Consider the following 15,733-nt stretch of genomic DNA (forward strand, 5'->3'; position numbering starts at 1 on the left):
CCTACTTTATTGGACATAATTTCCAAGCAGAATTAGCCTGAGAGTTAGTAATTAGATGGTGTTGTTCTAATTCACTAAGTACTTTTAAGTTATGCTCAGGGGTATCACTCGACCTGTTATTAACATCTTCTACACTAAATTCTGTTTGTTTTCGACAAAGTAAAAAGTTATATAAACCAATTGCATCAAGGGTTAGTCCTTCTTCAAACACTCGATTTGGAATTCGTGTATGATTCGTACTAACTGATTTATGCTTAATCTTTATAATTCTTGGCACGTTATCACTCCTCATATATACCTAGTATTTTTCAATCATTTCTTATCAAATAAAAAGCTGTTCTTTTCCCGAAAGGTCCGAATATAATCAATACAGCTATCAGTAACAATGCTGTTAACCGATTTACCAGTAACCTTGCTGATTTCTTCTAGCATTCCCTTAATATTCTTGGGGAAGGCAATTCCTGTTTTATGCTTCATTTTCTAGATCTCCTTATACATGACTACCATTGGATGCTTTAAATATAGTTCAGACCGCCATTGGTAGTCAATACAGAAATAGAGTGTTTTGATAGTATAAATGTGGCTTATCACTATCAAAAAGAGGTTATTAATAATGCGCTCTCGACCAACAACAGTTAGATTACCCAGTAAATTAGACGATCAAATAACTCAACTTGGTTCTGAATTAGGATTTACTAAAACGGAACTAATTAAGGCTGCCTTATTGCGCCAAATAGCAACAAATAATTTATCTAATTTTGAAGAAATTAAAATTGGAAGTGGCGATTTCAAACGGACTGGAATTCGTTTTAACAGCACTTTTAAGCAACTTCTACAGCAACAAGCTAAAAGTCGAGGAGTATCCGTTAATTCCCTGATAATTTACGCCACGAATAAAACTTACGAATACTATTCAAAACTGCTAGCAGAACTAGGTTTGAAATAGTTATTCCAGTTACATCTGAAATCTTTTTAAGCGCTTCGTTTACCTCTGTTGGTAGACGAAGCGTTGTTTTATTTTGTTTACTCATAGCAATCTCCTAAAGGCCATTAGCAATACCCAGTAGAAGCTTTTTCAAGTAACGAGGGCTTAAATTTGTAGCAGTAATTGCTGTCAAGATTAAAAGTTCTTCTAACGAAAGCTTATTTTGATCACGAGCAATAACTAGACTGTTAGCTTCATTCCCAGCTTCAGCATTTTTTAATATTGCAGACATCAAAATTCCCGCATCAACATACCCTTTAGAAAGCACGTAATTCTTACCGCCTTCAGCATGAGCTACTAAGAAATAGGCTTGAAAATCAAAATAGTCTAATTCATTTTGAACCCGTTTAATGGTTTTTTCGTTTTCTCGTGAAATGTTGTTATCCATACAAATACTTCTCCTTAAATTTTTGACTTAATCTCTTTCAATGGATAGTTAGCAACTAAATGACTTGCTAACCAAACAATCAATTCGTTGGTTGAGAAGAATGACTTGCATAACCTTTTAATGTATTCTTCGTGCCATTTACCCGCAGGATAGACATAAGCCCAATATAAGCAGTCGATTCGACTAGGATTAGCGTCTAGTTCAATCAGCCAGCCATTCTCTTGGTAGCTTTTTAAAATACTGCTGGCTTGTTCTAACGTTAATTTCTCTGTAATCATAGGAATCATTCCTTTCTCTTTAGAATTACTAGCATTATCGTCGCTTAGTGAAATCGAATGCCGTTTCATGACGGTCGAGCCATTCACAGAACTCCCGAGCCTTAAAATGCCAAGGACTGTTTTTGGCGGGTCCTTTTTGGACAATGCCTTCTTGCTTTAATCGTTCAATCTCGTTGCTATATCGAGGATTAGCAAGAATATTATCCAGAATCCATTGACGATTAACACCAAGTTTTTCTTGAATATCTTTAATCGACCACATCTTTCCCATCAACGCCTGATCTTCTAAATCACGTAAAGTAGCTTTAGAAATCAAAATAACGTCTTCAGGGAATTGAACCTTGATCCCATTAGGTAGTTGCATTTCTTGAAATTCTTGCATTAAGAATTCACCTCTTTCTTTTTCATATAGTCTTCTCGTATTAGACGTGAAATAAATCCTGAAATAGTTTCTCCGTTCTTTCTAGCCTCACTTTTTGAGTACTCTAGTAGGTACTCTGGAGGGCGGAATAGGAAAGGCTTCTTTGTTGTTTTCATCTTCTCACCTAGATTCTATTTGATATCTCTTTATATCTTTATATCATATTAGTCTGAGCTCATCAATATCTCTTTGATATCTAATTGTATCTTTGAATAAATGATATCAGATTGATATTATTTAACGTAAATAACTATTAGGAGTTGTATCTCATGTCCGAAAATCAAGCTAATCCATATCCTTTGAGAATAGATAAAAAGTTAATGAAGAAAATTAAGTCTTTAGCTCATGAACATGCTCGTTCAGTAAATAAAGAAATCGAATATGCTCTTAGGCTTTATGTTGGTAATCAAAAGTAAGTTGCGATCTAATTTTTTCAGAAGGAGTTACACCAACAGTTTCAGCATCTCGTTTAATCTGATTGAATAGACTGATAGGAATACGTAATGTAACTTGCTTAATACTTTTTTTATTTTCAAGAAGTTTACTTTTCACAGAACATACCTCTTTCATATAACATGGAGTGATTTATATGGCATCCAAATTGCCAATGTTTGGACTAAGAGTGCCTGTTGATTTGATGAATAAGCTTAAATATATAGCTTCTTACAATGGACGCTCAGCTAACAAAGAAATCGAACAGTTAATCATCAAACATGTTGAATCCTTTGAGAGTCATCATGGAACCATTGATACTGAGAAACATAATGATTAAATAGTGAAACTGTAAAAGCATTAATACTGATGCCTTGACGCTTTGCTTCCACTTCAATCTGTTTATAAAGATTAAGCGGTAAGCGAAGCGTTGTTTGTTTGCGATGTTTTCCATTAATCAATTGCATTTCTTGAAATTCTTGCATTAAGAATTCACCTCTTTAGTACCTGAATAAATTTGCTGACATTACTTTTTTCCAGTAAAATTACTTATTATATTGTTGAGAAAACTAAACAAATTATTCAAAAAAATAATTAGATATTTCTTCAAGATTAATTCCTAAAACTGTAGCAATGCTGATCATATCCTTTTGTGTAAAATCAACTTTACTATTTAGTTTGTCGCTTAAAGATCCTCTATCCATTCCGATCTTTGCGGCTAAAGCTTTTATTGTGTATCGTTGTTCTTTCATTTGTTTTCGCAATCGAACATAATGAAATTTAGTAATAACCAAAATATCACCTCACTTATATTGTTTAGTTGTTTAGTTTACTCAACATTAAAACTTTTGAGTAGTTTTGTCAACATTTTTTGTAGAGAAAGATCCACAAAAAAGAAAATGTGATAAACTAGTACCAAGGAGTGAGTAATTAATGGCTACCTTTCAATCAAGACTCAATCAAGCCCTAAAAGATTCCGGACTTTCCCAATCAGAATTAGGCAGACGTTCTCATATTGACCGCTCAGTCATCAGTGGATACATTCATGGTAAATATGAAGCAAAGCAAACCAATTTATATAATTTAGCAAAAGTTCTTAATGTTGACGAAGGATGGCTAATGGGTGTTAGCTCAAAAAAAGAACGACAACATAAGATGAATTCTGATGAAAATGGTTCTGTAAAATTTGATAACCTAAGTGATGAAGATTTAGATAGACTTATCAATGGTATGCGTTCCTTTGAGGGACGTGATATTTCAGAAGCACAAAGAGCTGCATTGAGAGCCTCCATGAAAGGTATATTAAAAGGCATGGATAATTAAAACCAATAAGGCGGTGATTGTATGTATAATGCTCAAATGAATGACGTAGTCGATTGGCTACTTGGAGTTTGCAAGAAATTAAATATAAAGGTCATGGTTTCGCCTTCATGGCTCAACGATTGGCCTTCTCGTTCCCTTGCTAGTCTTAAACTTATTTATTACAATCCAAACTGGAATCCACGTTATGAATTACCAATATCACTTGCTCATGAAATGGGCCATGTAATTACTAAATCACCGGATTATAATCAACTTAACGCTGAAGCATTTAATCTTAAGATTGAAAATGCTGCTGATGTAATTGCTATTCAGTTAATATTAAAGTATATTAATCTTCATGATTTACGTTTTGAAACGGAAATGCAACTGGCCGAAACGTTTGCTATTCCTGATTACATGCTTCATGACTTAGACTTAGTAGTAAAGCATCAAGCACAAATAAACCTGTTACCTAACTCGACCAAGCTCTATAATGACGGCCGTTTTTCTTTAAGTTTCTAACCGAACGTATGTTTATTGAGGAGGTAATTAAATGTCAATTAAACAATTAAAATCCGGCAAATGGCAAGTAACAGTTACCTGGTATGACAGTTCCAAAAAAAGGCACTTCAAACGTAAATCATTCCGTCTTAAGACAGAAGCTTTACAATATGAAGCGCAGATGCAAATTGATAAATCTAAGAACATGTTGTCAACGAGGGGAAATGAACCATTCCCAGATTACTTTTGGAAATGGTTTGAAACGTATAAGGAAGCTAATGTAGCTGATCGTACCTATAACACATATTTGAACGCTTGTCATAATCTAAAGAAATACTTAGATGGTGTCCCAATAGCCCAAATGGATCGTCGATTATACCGTAAATTCATTGCGGACTTCGGTAAATCCCATGCTAAATCGACAGTTAGAAAATACAACACCCTGTACCACGCTTGTATTAAAGATGCAATCTATGATGGCGACGTTAAAAGAGATTTTATCAGAAATACTGATATTGTTTATGACGCATCACGTACAAAGCACATCGAGTATCTAAATATTAAAGAAATGCAACACTTAACTGATTACTTGGAGAATTCATTGAATCCACGTTATACGTCTAAGTACATGATTATAACTGCATTATTTACCGGTGCTCGTCTTGGAGAAATTCAAGGCTTGAAATGGAAAGATATAGATTTTGCTCACCATACCATCACGATCAATCGTGCCTGGTTAGAAACAAAGAATATTTTTAAATCAACTAAAAATGAATCCTCAAAACGAATTATCCGGGTTAATGAAAAGCTTTTAAGAATTTTAAGTCAACTAAAAAAAGAGAATACTCAACCCGAAGATCAAGTATTCCTCCAACAATTTAATACCATTCCCTCATCATCAGCAGTTAATAAAGTCTTACGCAAGGTATTAAAAGAATTAAATATTAAGAAAAAAGGATTCCACTTTCACAGCTTACGCCATACTCATGTAGCATTCTTACTCGCCCATCATATCGATCTATATATTATTGCTAAACGGCTCGGTCACGCTGATATAACAACCACTAGTAAGGTCTACTCATACTTAATCGACGAGTATCGAGTTCGTTCCGATGATGAAATTGAAAAAATCCTAAATAACGTTGATTCAGAATCTAAATAAGGAGCAACCTATGAATAACATTCAGTTAAATCGACTAATTAATGAAACTAACACTAAAATTAAACACTATTATGAACACTATTCTTCTGCCATTAACTTATGGGTTACCAAGTCTGTAATTGATCCGCACTATGTTATCTGTGTAGAACTTGTTCATGATTTTGGTGGTGCAATTACTTCTTTTGAAATTTTATCCAGAGATACTAATGAACTAGATCCCGAAGAGTTTTTAAAGGTTATTAACCAACTTCATCAGTCATGGCCACATATGCCAATTCTTTTTCATGATTTTCCCAAAAAGGTAATTAATAGCTTGCGAGACAAGTTTGGCAGCTTCATCATTAGAGATGATGTTGTAATTAATAAGAACTACTAACTAATGCACAACAACCAACAATTGTAAATCACATATTTGTATGATATTATAATTATGTGTTAAGTATTGATTGACAGGGAGCATCACCGATGTTCCCTGTTTTTTTGTATTATCCATAGTTCTAAATTGCTAGGTTAGAATTATTTAATGTAATTCGCAATTACTAAAAAAACATATTATATTATGCAGGGTCAAGTCCAAAATGTTGGTGTAAATTAAATTCCGCGAATTTATCATTTCACAAGCTTAAGCATACCGGCTTCTTCTAAATTGTCATCTTTTTCAATCCCGTGGTAAACGGTCATGTTTAAGTACCGTGGACTAGCAGCCCATTTTTCATTCTGTTCAATCAGTAGTGCTCCCATTAGTCGCAAGACGCTTAGATCATTCGGGAATATTCAGATTTCACAAAGTCCTATTTAGAATTTACACCAATTATACGGACATAACCACGAAATAATTACTCAAAAAAGAGAACAAGGACAGCCGTCTAACGCTGAAAGCAATTCATAAATTAATATCATTAAGACTGAGTATCAAGCATTTACTAATGAAAAATGGAGCTTTTTTAAATATAAAAGCAGTTCACCTCCTACTTATTCTTTTCAGTTATTATATATAATTGAAACTAACTTTTTAGGAGGATATTTCAATAAAATTTACTATTGCTTCTTGGATCATGTTTACCCTAATTTTGGTATTTATGTGTTATTCATATGTAGACGTTAAAAATAATTTACACAGATTAAAAGTGGAAAAGGTAAAGCAGTTATATAAGGTTTCTTCCAAATACAAGAGATTATATATTTTATCCATGGTAATTCAGATTGTAATGCCATTAATAATTCTCACCTTTTTCGGTCTTATATATTTTGGTATAGTTAATCATCATGCCATTTTGAATCTGAATCATAATCAAATGCAATCTATAATTATTATTAGTTTATTTACATTGATTGGCATAGTTCTCGGCTTAGCAGCAGAATTGTCGGGTCTATTAGAGAACTTAGCAAGTCAAAAAGAAAATAATTGATAGTCAAAATACAATATACCTCGCTATGGTTCGGTGAAACCTTAGCGGGGTATTTTTTAACTATGGATGAATTGAAAATAGTTAATAATGATTTACTGCTTTGATTGCGAACAAATATTCGATATGATACCGTATAAGTAAAGACAAAACACAATTATTATCAGTGAAGCAGATAGGCTTCTCATTGAATTTCTCTAGGTAGTTCTTTTAGTCATATAAGCTTACTGGAAATGAATAATATTGGAGGTATAGGTATGTATTATCGTTTGAGAAATAGGATTACTGGAAAATACTTTTGCCAGGTAGCAGATCAAATTGATGAAGCAAAACAAGAAGATTCCATAATATACACAGAAAAAGTAGCAAAGAAAATACTCGCTCAAGCCAACCAAACCGGTGCAATATTTACATTAAGTAAAAAGGATTTTGACGAAATTAAGGATACCGATGACATGGATAAAGTCGTCAAGTCATTTCCGGGATATGAGCTTGAAAAAGTTGATTTACTTACTACACCGATTCCTTCAATATTTGAACGGAAAATAAAAGAAAATGCCCGCGCTAAATCAATTTCGTATACTCAGAGTCACTTAGAAATGATGAGAGGCGTAGTTGATTTTTGGAGTCAATGGGCGCTCTATATTCCATTTCACGATCCGGATTATCCTAAAGTCGATAATCCATTTGCTGATGACGATGAAAACAAATGATGAGAGGGAGTTAGTTACTATTTATGGTGTCATTAAAATAAAAATTTTAAGGACAGGTTGATATAGAACAACACTTCTCCCCTAGTACCACTATTGTCAGAAATATATCACTAACCCATCACAGACATATCAATTAGCTGTCATCACAATTTAGTTCATGGTATAATATAAGTACATAAAAAGCAGGCCCGTTAAAAAGACGGTGGCCTGGTTACAGTTTATCTAATAAAAGATCGTCCGCAAACCTGCCAAAGTTATACGAGGACGGTCTTTTATTTTTAACAAAATGTAAAAATAAAGGTTAGCAGTGCAACCACGAAGGTCGCAAAAGCCAACATTAACATAAGTGCTTGGTAGGCGCTCATGTGCCGATAACCCTTTCTTAATGGTGAAATTCATAGGAACCACCTCCAAAACGATGTCGGCCACCGTCCTTAAAACTTGCCTGCTTCGATATTATATCATGATTTGCGGAGGTGCATTATGCCCATTCCACAACAACGACATGTGAAATTGGCCATTAAGCATGGTAATGATGTTATGAAAGAGTTTAAGCAGCACTCTACCGGAAAGCTTAATTTGTGGGTCTCTATTACTGATCTAAGCCAAAAATATAACATTACTGTTGAGGCACAAAGTAGAGTTAAACCGGGTATTAACACCGCCATTGTAGGACAACTCCCCTTCTCTGCATTCAAATATGATGATTTTGTTGAGGTGTTTATGGCCCTTCAAGACGAATGGGATGTTCCCATATTAACCCACGCCTTCCCTAAAGATAAACTGTTCAGTCTGCGCCAAAAGTATGGTAGCAAAATTATCAGGGACGATATTGTAAGAAAGAGCTAACGGAAAATGCTATAACGAGTTGTTTGGGATACTCCAGATGCAGGTGTTCTAAGCGACCTCTCTTCCCACAAGTTAGAGTGTGACGGATAACACTGGCCTTATCCTTTTAGAGGAGTATGGGACCTTTTATTTTGTGGTACAAAAAAGAGCCTAATCTATTAAATTGAGCTCTAGGGAGATATTTGTTTTGTTGTTATTCGTGGCGACGACGAAGACCAAACATACTCATCATCGCGCCTACTAATCCAAGGCCAACCAAAGCCATACGGTTATCATTGCCGGTTTGTGGTAAGATCTTTTCACTATTGCTTTGACTAAGCTTGGTAATTTGCTCCGCCTGATAGGTTTCTTGAAGTGTAGCCGTAGCATTATTAGACTGAATTGGACTAAAGGGCCTAGTGAATACGTTAGCTTCAATTTGGTTTGCCGATGGCACTTCCCTACCATTTACTGATACATTAGGGCGTATCTCATTTTCAACAGTATTGAAGTTTAGACTCTTTTTCGAGCTTGATACCGTAGTAGTAGATCTTGGCTTTGGAGTAGAAGTAGCGATACCAGAAGGCTTGGTAGCTAGGTAATTATTTAAGAAATTCAACTTATGATTCTCTTCAAACAATTTTCCCAATGCTAATAATGTTAGATCACTACCCTTGGATCCCTCCAATTGAATGCCCAACGGCAACCCGGCAGCGCTAACATAGGTTGGTAAGCTTAATGCAGGTTCTCCAGAAAGATTTGCTAACTGTGTAAAAGGAGTTTTACTTAACCCATGCAACCAAGCATCATAAATTAACTGCATCTGCTGGTCGAAAGATAAATCCTTAATTTTCAGTATTTTCTGAACATAATACGGTAAGAAGGACGGATCACTATTCAGGGGTGCCACAGTTGCCGTTGTTGGTGTTAGGTAAATCGGATAATCTTTGTGGAAAGCAGTCATTTGCTGATTAACTAATTCTAACTCTGCCCGGTACTTTTGTAATGTATTTCTAGGTGCTTTCCGACTTGCTTCATAAAGGGCATAAGTCATTGGGCTAACCAAATGGCTGGTAACATCTGTTGCCGTTAAATTACGATGTAATTTTTGGTTCGCCATAAAATTAGCAACTGAACCATCAGTAAGTGCCCCAAGATAATAGCCATGCATCATTTTAACACCATCTACCGGACTACTCTGCTCCACAACGGTAAAGCCCTGCTGTCTAAGGAACTTAACTGCATTTAAGATAGCTTGCTGAGCATCTTTGCTGACAGGCGTACCGACTGGTGATTTTAGTGAGTATGCAATCTTCAAGGAGCGTAAATTAGCAGGGGTAGTCTTTAACAGACTAGCGCGCCGCGGGTTCATTAATCCCTTGAATAAAGTAATAGTATCATCAATATTACGTGTTTCTGCAAAATTAACTACTGATGGGATTGATGAATCACCTAAAATAATCCCCTGGGTTGGTTTTAGCCCAATTACTCCAGACCAGGAAGCAGGAATTCGTAGGGAGCCCCCGGCATCATTCCCCGTTGCAATGGGAACAATGCCTGCTGCCACACTAGCAGCTGCTCCACCTGATGACCCCCCCGCATTGTGATCAAGATTCCATGGATTATGGGCAACACCATACAAATTAGAGTCAGTTACATTTATCAATCCTAGTTCAGGGTAGTTGGTTGAGCCCACTATAATAAATCCCATGTCCTGAAGCTTCTTGACAAAGTTCTTCGTATAACCGTACGTATCGCCTTTTAGATAAGGTAGTCCGTTAGTATTCGGATAACTCTTATAAGCCTGGCCTAAACCTTTAATCAGAATTGGTGTCCCATAGAATGGCCTATCCTGCTTTTGATCTTGTTCTGGATTTTGGCTAGATTGTTGAAGATGCTGAACCTGCTGCTGTGCATTAGCTGGGTCTTGATAAATAACGTTATTTAATTGAGAATTTTCCTCATTTATTTTTTGATAGGTATGATCAACCACTTGCTGATCATTAAGCTGTCCCGAGCTTATCTGCTTAGCAATGCTGGTTGCAGATTGGTTATCAACTTTATTTGCAACTTGTACATTATCCTGAGTTGTCGTAATTGACTTTTGAACAGTTGGTTGCTGATTATTAGTAGGTATATTATCAGCTAGAACTGGCGCGGCACAACTCAAATTGCTAAGAAGAAGTACACTTGTTGCAACCGTTAGCAACATCTTATGATGATAATTCATTATTAATGCCTCTTTTCACTAATATGCTTATATTATAAGACGGTTGAAACCGATTTAAATGGCTAGCCTCATACTTTCTTTACAACTTAGAATATAAAGCTCTGTAACCCCTTTTCTAACACATCAAGTGGAGTTCTACGATGTATGAGATTTATAAAAAGGTCTCCTGCAACATTAATTACAGGAGAGCTTACATCTTTTCCTTCAGGCTTATAAAAGTTCAGTTTTACGACCTAATGTATTCTTGAAATTGTTCCCAAGCCCCAAGTGCACGTAAAACATCGAAACCGTGATAAACTTCCAAACCTTTTTTTCTTATATGCTTTAAATGCATAATATAATATGTTTTGATATAAGTTATACATTATATAGCATATTATAAGATGATAAATTAATTGGCATTCTGCAAAACACATTCATATTATTTTATATAATGTAATTCAGAAGTATCAATTAATTTAATATTATGTTATATAACTTATTTCACATTTTATTAATCTTTATTTATGTTATTTAATGTAATTTGACTTTATATAAAATGAGTTTAGCATTTAATTATATTAAATAAGCCATTCTATAATTGTCATAATTTTATATTACATTATTTAACATATTTAACTAGTATAGTGATTAATATTATTGTAAGAAATTTATGTTAATTAATGTATTCTGTAAATTGAATACGCCTATTTTATGTTAATTAACATAATTAATTTTAGTAGATAACTAAGAACTTTAATTAGTTTTCATTTGAACCATAACAGAATATGTTGTCATTAAGATTATTATAAACTGATAGATATTAACATGATTGAACTGAATCATAAGGTCTAAACAAATTGAAATCACCAATAAGTTAGAAATCATGCTTAAACATCTTAATCCCAATTTTTTATATTTAATTCCAATGATATACGATATTGCCGAAATTAATAATAAGATTAATTCTGCAAAAAGAAAAATAATATAAGTCATATTCTTTCAACTCCTTTATAAGTAACAATAGAGCAGTAACCATAATTAGGTTAGCTGCTTTTTTAATGCTTCCGTCTTTTATTTTGAAAAAGTTCCGGCGATAAATTAGTTTGTTTACGCGCCTCTTCAAGATTACGTTCATTTTGTTTTAAAATGCCAATTCTATTCTCAAGAGTACGAATCGTATAATCGGCTACTAACTTTTCAAAAGAAATCAGATTACCGGTTTCTCTTGAGACAGCTAATGCATCCATATAATCACTTCTTGATTTCTTATCGGGCATAATACTAATTACAGGATATCCTGCCTCTGATAAAGCAAAATTCATCAATAATCGTGCTGTTCGCCCGTTTCCATCAACAAATGGGTGAATTGAAACAAACTTTTGATGCAAATCAGCTGCATATTGTACAGGATGAAGCTCATTTACCGCTTTATTGGACCAATGAATTAGTTCTTGTATCTTAAAGGGAATTTCAGTAGGTGCAACATATGGTCGATCTTCTTGACCATTGGGCCAAACGTCTATTACCCGATATGCACCTGCTTGACTCCGCTCGTCCGTATTCTTCAACATTACAAGTCGATTTAAGTCTCTAATTGTAGTGGTGGTCAGTGGTTGCTTTTTACTAGCTAAGTCCATCATATAATCATAAGCATCGTTCAAATCTACTGCTGCCATTGTATCTTTTAATGATGCTCCATGAACAGTCATTCCAGTATTAAGAATAGAGGCAGTTTCATACTGATTAAGTGAACTTCCTTCAATAGCATTAGAGGACCATACATGTTCAATTCGGACGTTTTTATCTAGCAGTGCAACCTGCTTTTTTGACAATGGACGATAGGAATTCATTTCTTTATGCAATTCTGTAAGCATTTTTAGTCTTGGTTCCAGTGAATCCTGTACCATATCAATTACTCCTTTTCCAATTAGTGATGTATTCCTCGAGAATGATTAAATAATGAGTTGTCTAAATCAGAGTAATCATTTTTTATCTCTGAACAAGGGTTTTGTTTTAATATTTTCTAGTGATTTTGGCTTTTCAATACTTTTATTATAGTTAATCTCATTAAACCCAGTTAAAAATGAATTCATTCGCTTCAAGTATTTATTTTCTTTGTCGGGAGTTTTTGCATCATAATACCGCATTAGATTAATCGAAAATTCAGCTTTATCTAAATCATTAAATGGTAATACTAAATAATGTTCATTGGACCAAACATCTAATGCAGCATTAGCAGCAATTAATGCAGTACGTTTATTACCATCCTGAAAAGGCTGTAATTTTGATAGTTTTGCAAATACTCTTAATCCATCAAATCTAGTTTGCTTGGAATTCTTGAAATTATCCACAATCTTTTTAAGATCTTCACGAGTAACAATTTCTTTAGGAATATATGCTTTTTGACTATGCTCATCTACTGTAATAGCAATATTATCATCTGTATTATAAAGAGTATTTCTTAAGTGACCAGGTAGTATTGGGTCTTCTTCCTCACTATTAACAAATGCCTTGTTTACAGCAATAATTCCATCTTCATTAAATCCAATTTCTTTAATTGCAGCTATTCCAGCAACTACATCCTTAAATATATTACTATCCTCAGTACCTTGTTTTAGATATTGAACGTTGCCTGTATCTAAGGCTTTTTTTGTTTGAGCGATAGAACTACCGTACCCATTAAGGCTCCCAATAGATGCAACTAAGTGGGCTAATCTGGTATTGTTCATCAGCTTACCTCCTTGCCCTGTTCATTAATGAGACTTTCCGAAACCATGATTTAAGAAATTATCAGGGAGTTCCTGCCCTTTTGCCTGCCTCTTTGGTTTAGATAGCCTTTCAAAATCAGGTCCATAAACTTGTTGTACAGCACTTGTATATTCATCCATAGACTGACCAAAAGTACCAATCAGGTACCCCGGTTGCCGCTTATATTCGTTAAGTCCTCTAATATAAAACAATCTATTTTCATCGCGGATAATAAAGGGCATGAGTCGATTACGACATCGCTCTTTGAATAACAAAATTCTCCCTACACGACCGTTTCCATCGCTAAAAGGATGAATTGTTTCAAACTGATAATGAAATTTAGCATAATCTTCCATTTTTAAATGCTTTGAGGATTCCCAAGTATCAATCAGTTTTTGAAGATCATTTTTTACGTTATCTGCAGTTGAGGTTTCTGTATCACCAACTCGATCATTACGAATAATGTTGTCAATCTTCTTAAATCCACCAACAACCTTTAATGGGTTATCTTCATCAGAGGTACCTTTTTTTAAGATTCTCTGTAGTTTAGCAACATAGTCTAACGTCAATGGCTCATCAACTGTATTCAACATATAGTTAAATAGTTTAAAATGATTTTCCGTTTCAATTTGATCATCTTTGCGAATGATTTGATCCTTTTCAGCTAAAAAAGCATTTTCATGGTAAATTTGATCGGTCTGCGCTTCTGTGATCGTTGAACCTTCCATATGGTTACTATTATAAGAAAATTTCACCTGTGACCAATCATAAAGAGCTGATGAGGTTCTGGAATCTCTTTCTAACTTTAATGCATAAGCAATATTAAGCTTGCTAGAATCCATATAAATCTCCTTTTTACATTGTTCTATACTTTTTTGCTATATAATAAATATTTTTCCAAAATTCAGCATCAAATTTTTCTTTAGAAACATTAACTTTTTTCTTAATCACTTCAAGTGTAACTTTGGTAATGATACTTTTTGCATTTCCTAAAAGTAAATCTTCTTTTTCCATAACAAACCACCTTAAATAATTTAGTGACCGATTATTTTTTGGCTTGTGGTGATTTTGTATTAAATAATATAATTTGATAATGCACTACTATTTAATTTATATAACATAAATCGTTAGTAATAAGTGGAGCAATTATATTTATCTTATATTATATAAAGTATTTACGCATTCATCTAGCATTTACAATATATTATATAATATAAGATATGTATACATGCATTTGCTTTAATTTATTTAATATAATTTAAATTAAATAAATTGTTGCTAACATATATTATTTAATTTAATTATTATTAAAGAAGCTTTTATCGTGAAGAATTGATAAGTCGATCTTGTCTTCATCATTATCTGATTTTTCTGAGTTTACTTTTTCAGGTCCTAATGATTTTTCATTACCTTCTTCACTAAAAAGATCTGGAGCGTTGTTTACTTGCGTTGGTTCGGATTGTCGCTCTAATTCTTCATCGCTCAAAGGAACATCATCGTCATCCTTTTCTGAAATGTTTGCAGTTGAAAGCTCATTTAGGCACTTATTTCTTCTACCGCTGAGCCACGCTAGCTTTAGGGGTAAATCACTAGTACCATATTGAGCTATTAAGTCAGTGATCAATAAACCAATTGAGCTGCTTAGATTACTTTGGGCTTCAATCCACTCTAAGACCGGGCCTTCATTGTAGAGTGCACTTGATCGTTGTTTCTTTTCTGTTGTTTGAACCTTTAAATAGCTTTCCTGAGTACCAATATTAGCTTTGGATTTTAATTCTTTATCTGTAGCGGCATAACTTTCAGCGATAGCTAATGGATAATCCTTAATTCCGTATTCTTCAATTTTTAAGATAATCCCATTATTAATGGATACTCCAGCATTATCTTGATTGTTAAACCATTCATCCATGACTTTATTTTTAGGTAAGTAGAGTGATCTTGATCTAGTTTTTATAGTTTTTCTTTTCTTTGCCATTTTATTACTCCTAACAACAATAGGTTATCTCTATTATTGTAGCAGATAACCTATTGTTCTTATATATTAAGCTAGTTTAAGGCTTTCTGAACGATAGAAAGTCCGCCAAGATTCATTACCTGAGCATAGGACTCTGGAATCCAAATAACTGGTACTTCAGCCCCACCCTTAAATAGTTTTAGCTTATTACTTAAATCATCTAATAATGCTGTATCAGCAAGTGAAATTGAACCACCTCCATATACAAATACTAGGTTTAATTGTCAACACCGATTTTAAAATGTAGGATTTCACCGGTTTAAAAATGTCGTTTTTCACCGATTTACTTTTGTGTCTTTGTGTGTTCTTGATAATCTTTCATTCGATATGATTTTCCAGTAAT

23 protein-coding genes and 1 pseudogene are annotated in these 15,733 nt (G+C 34.0%); 9 read left to right on the plus strand and 15 right to left on the minus strand.

The features are described 5' to 3' along the window. Nucleotide 1: 1 nt before the first annotated feature. On the minus strand, nt 2-277 hold the full coding sequence (locus HUK49_RS05035) for a hypothetical protein (protein WP_191912907.1): 276 nt from the start codon (nt 275-277) through the stop codon (nt 2-4). A gap of 35 nt (nt 278-312) precedes the next feature. Further along, the gene (locus HUK49_RS05040) at nt 313-477 is read right to left on the minus strand and encodes a hypothetical protein (RefSeq protein ID WP_191912908.1); all 165 of its coding nucleotides are present in this window, start codon (nt 475-477) and stop codon (nt 313-315) included. A 136-nt stretch (nt 478-613) separates the two neighbouring features. Here HUK49_RS05040 and HUK49_RS05045 point away from each other — a divergent pair, with 136 nt between their 5' ends. Then, complete coding sequence (locus HUK49_RS05045) at nt 614-946, plus strand: hypothetical protein (RefSeq protein ID WP_191912909.1); 333 nt, start codon at nt 614-616, stop codon at nt 944-946. Between the two features lie 94 nt (nt 947-1,040). Here the strand turns inward: HUK49_RS05045 and HUK49_RS05050 are convergent, their stop codons facing one another. From HUK49_RS05050 to HUK49_RS05060, 3 genes are read right to left on the minus strand one after another with little or no spacing between them, the layout of a single operon-like run. Further along, nucleotides 1,041-1,373 carry a hypothetical protein gene (locus HUK49_RS05050; protein ID WP_191912910.1) on the minus strand — a complete coding sequence of 111 codons (333 nt, stop codon included), beginning with the start codon at nt 1,371-1,373 and terminating at the stop codon, nt 1,041-1,043. Between the two features lie 14 nt (nt 1,374-1,387). Continuing rightward, nucleotides 1,388-1,651 (minus strand): hypothetical protein, encoded by a 264-nt coding sequence (locus HUK49_RS05055; protein WP_191912911.1) that lies wholly within the window; start codon nt 1,649-1,651, stop codon nt 1,388-1,390. Between the two features lie 34 nt (nt 1,652-1,685). Continuing rightward, complete coding sequence (locus HUK49_RS05060) at nt 1,686-2,033, minus strand: DUF771 domain-containing protein (RefSeq protein ID WP_191912912.1); 348 nt, start codon at nt 2,031-2,033, stop codon at nt 1,686-1,688. Nucleotides 2,034-2,341: 308 nt separating this feature from the next. Here HUK49_RS05060 and HUK49_RS05065 point away from each other — a divergent pair, with 308 nt between their 5' ends. Together HUK49_RS05065 and HUK49_RS05070 are read left to right on the plus strand one after the other, a co-directional pair. After that, nucleotides 2,342-2,488: a hypothetical protein gene (locus HUK49_RS05065; protein ID WP_191912913.1), complete on the plus strand. Its 147-nt coding sequence runs from the start codon at nt 2,342-2,344 to the stop codon at nt 2,486-2,488. A gap of 173 nt (nt 2,489-2,661) precedes the next feature. Continuing rightward, nucleotides 2,662-2,844 (plus strand): Arc family DNA-binding protein, encoded by a 183-nt coding sequence (locus HUK49_RS05070; RefSeq protein WP_191912914.1) that lies wholly within the window; start codon nt 2,662-2,664, stop codon nt 2,842-2,844. Here HUK49_RS05070 and HUK49_RS05075 read toward each other — a convergent pair. Beyond that, on the minus strand, nt 2,780-2,989 hold the full coding sequence (locus HUK49_RS05075; RefSeq protein ID WP_191912915.1) for a toxin-antitoxin system HicB family antitoxin: 210 nt from the start codon (nt 2,987-2,989) through the stop codon (nt 2,780-2,782). The two genes, HUK49_RS05070 and HUK49_RS05075, sit on opposite strands and share 65 nt — an antisense overlap. A 93-nt stretch (nt 2,990-3,082) precedes the next feature. Continuing rightward, complete coding sequence (locus HUK49_RS05080; RefSeq protein ID WP_191912916.1) at nt 3,083-3,298, minus strand: helix-turn-helix domain-containing protein; 216 nt, start codon at nt 3,296-3,298, stop codon at nt 3,083-3,085. A gap of 139 nt (nt 3,299-3,437) precedes the next feature. On the opposite strand from HUK49_RS05080, the gene HUK49_RS05085 reads away from it, so the two are divergent. From HUK49_RS05085 to HUK49_RS05100, 4 genes are read left to right on the plus strand one after another with little or no spacing between them, the layout of a single operon-like run. Next, nucleotides 3,438-3,827: a helix-turn-helix domain-containing protein gene (locus HUK49_RS05085; protein ID WP_191912917.1), complete on the plus strand. Its 390-nt coding sequence runs from the start codon at nt 3,438-3,440 to the stop codon at nt 3,825-3,827. Between the two features lie 21 nt (nt 3,828-3,848). Further along, complete coding sequence (locus tag HUK49_RS05090) at nt 3,849-4,328, plus strand: ImmA/IrrE family metallo-endopeptidase (protein WP_191912918.1); 480 nt, start codon at nt 3,849-3,851, stop codon at nt 4,326-4,328. A gap of 31 nt (nt 4,329-4,359) precedes the next feature. Next, a complete protein-coding gene (locus tag HUK49_RS05095) occupies nt 4,360-5,469 on the plus strand; it encodes a site-specific integrase (RefSeq protein WP_191912919.1) in 1,110 nt (369 codons plus the stop codon). Nucleotides 5,470-5,479: 10 nt separating this feature from the next. Continuing rightward, a complete protein-coding gene (locus HUK49_RS05100; protein WP_191912920.1) occupies nt 5,480-5,845 on the plus strand; it encodes a PX domain-containing protein in 366 nt (121 codons plus the stop codon). 233 nt (nt 5,846-6,078) lie between these two features. On the opposite strand, the pseudogene HUK49_RS05105 reads toward HUK49_RS05100, so the two are convergent. Then, nucleotides 6,079-6,243: pseudogene (locus HUK49_RS05105) on the minus strand (IS256 family transposase); the annotation flags it as partial. 889 nt (nt 6,244-7,132) lie between these two features. Here HUK49_RS05105 and HUK49_RS05110 point away from each other — a divergent pair. Next, a complete protein-coding gene (locus HUK49_RS05110; RefSeq protein ID WP_191912921.1) occupies nt 7,133-7,588 on the plus strand; it encodes a hypothetical protein in 456 nt (151 codons plus the stop codon). Nucleotides 7,589-7,810: 222 nt separating this feature from the next. Here the strand turns inward: HUK49_RS05110 and HUK49_RS11740 are convergent, their stop codons facing one another. Then, the gene (locus tag HUK49_RS11740) at nt 7,811-7,987 is read right to left on the minus strand and encodes a hypothetical protein (protein WP_235980994.1); all 177 of its coding nucleotides are present in this window, start codon (nt 7,985-7,987) and stop codon (nt 7,811-7,813) included. Nucleotides 7,988-8,071: 84 nt separating this feature from the next. Between HUK49_RS11740 and HUK49_RS05120 the strand changes: the two genes are divergently transcribed. Further along, the gene (locus HUK49_RS05120; RefSeq protein ID WP_191912922.1) at nt 8,072-8,437 is read left to right on the plus strand and encodes a transposase; all 366 of its coding nucleotides are present in this window, start codon (nt 8,072-8,074) and stop codon (nt 8,435-8,437) included. 193 nt (nt 8,438-8,630) lie between these two features. Here the strand turns inward: HUK49_RS05120 and HUK49_RS05125 are convergent, their stop codons facing one another. The 6 genes from HUK49_RS05125 to HUK49_RS05150 form a co-directional block, all read right to left on the minus strand. Then, the gene (locus tag HUK49_RS05125) at nt 8,631-10,646 is read right to left on the minus strand and encodes an amidase family protein (RefSeq protein ID WP_191912923.1); all 2,016 of its coding nucleotides are present in this window, start codon (nt 10,644-10,646) and stop codon (nt 8,631-8,633) included. 1,037 nt (nt 10,647-11,683) lie between these two features. Continuing rightward, a complete protein-coding gene (locus HUK49_RS05130; protein ID WP_235980996.1) occupies nt 11,684-12,535 on the minus strand; it encodes a Fic family protein in 852 nt (283 codons plus the stop codon). A gap of 75 nt (nt 12,536-12,610) precedes the next feature. Next, nucleotides 12,611-13,357, minus strand: a complete 747-nt coding sequence (locus tag HUK49_RS05135) for a Fic family protein (protein WP_191912924.1) — start codon at nt 13,355-13,357, stop codon at nt 12,611-12,613. Between the two features lie 24 nt (nt 13,358-13,381). Further along, nucleotides 13,382-14,218: a Fic family protein gene (locus HUK49_RS05140; RefSeq protein ID WP_191912925.1), complete on the minus strand. Its 837-nt coding sequence runs from the start codon at nt 14,216-14,218 to the stop codon at nt 13,382-13,384. Nucleotides 14,219-14,231: 13 nt separating this feature from the next. Beyond that, nucleotides 14,232-14,390 (minus strand): hypothetical protein, encoded by a 159-nt coding sequence (locus HUK49_RS05145; RefSeq protein ID WP_191912926.1) that lies wholly within the window; start codon nt 14,388-14,390, stop codon nt 14,232-14,234. Between the two features lie 283 nt (nt 14,391-14,673). Further along, complete coding sequence (locus HUK49_RS05150) at nt 14,674-15,351, minus strand: hypothetical protein (protein ID WP_191912927.1); 678 nt, start codon at nt 15,349-15,351, stop codon at nt 14,674-14,676. Nucleotides 15,352-15,733 lie beyond the last annotated feature (382 nt).

The sequence above is a fragment of the Limosilactobacillus portuensis genome (assembly GCF_014838735.1).
GTDB lineage: Bacteria > Bacillota > Bacilli > Lactobacillales > Lactobacillaceae > Limosilactobacillus > Limosilactobacillus portuensis.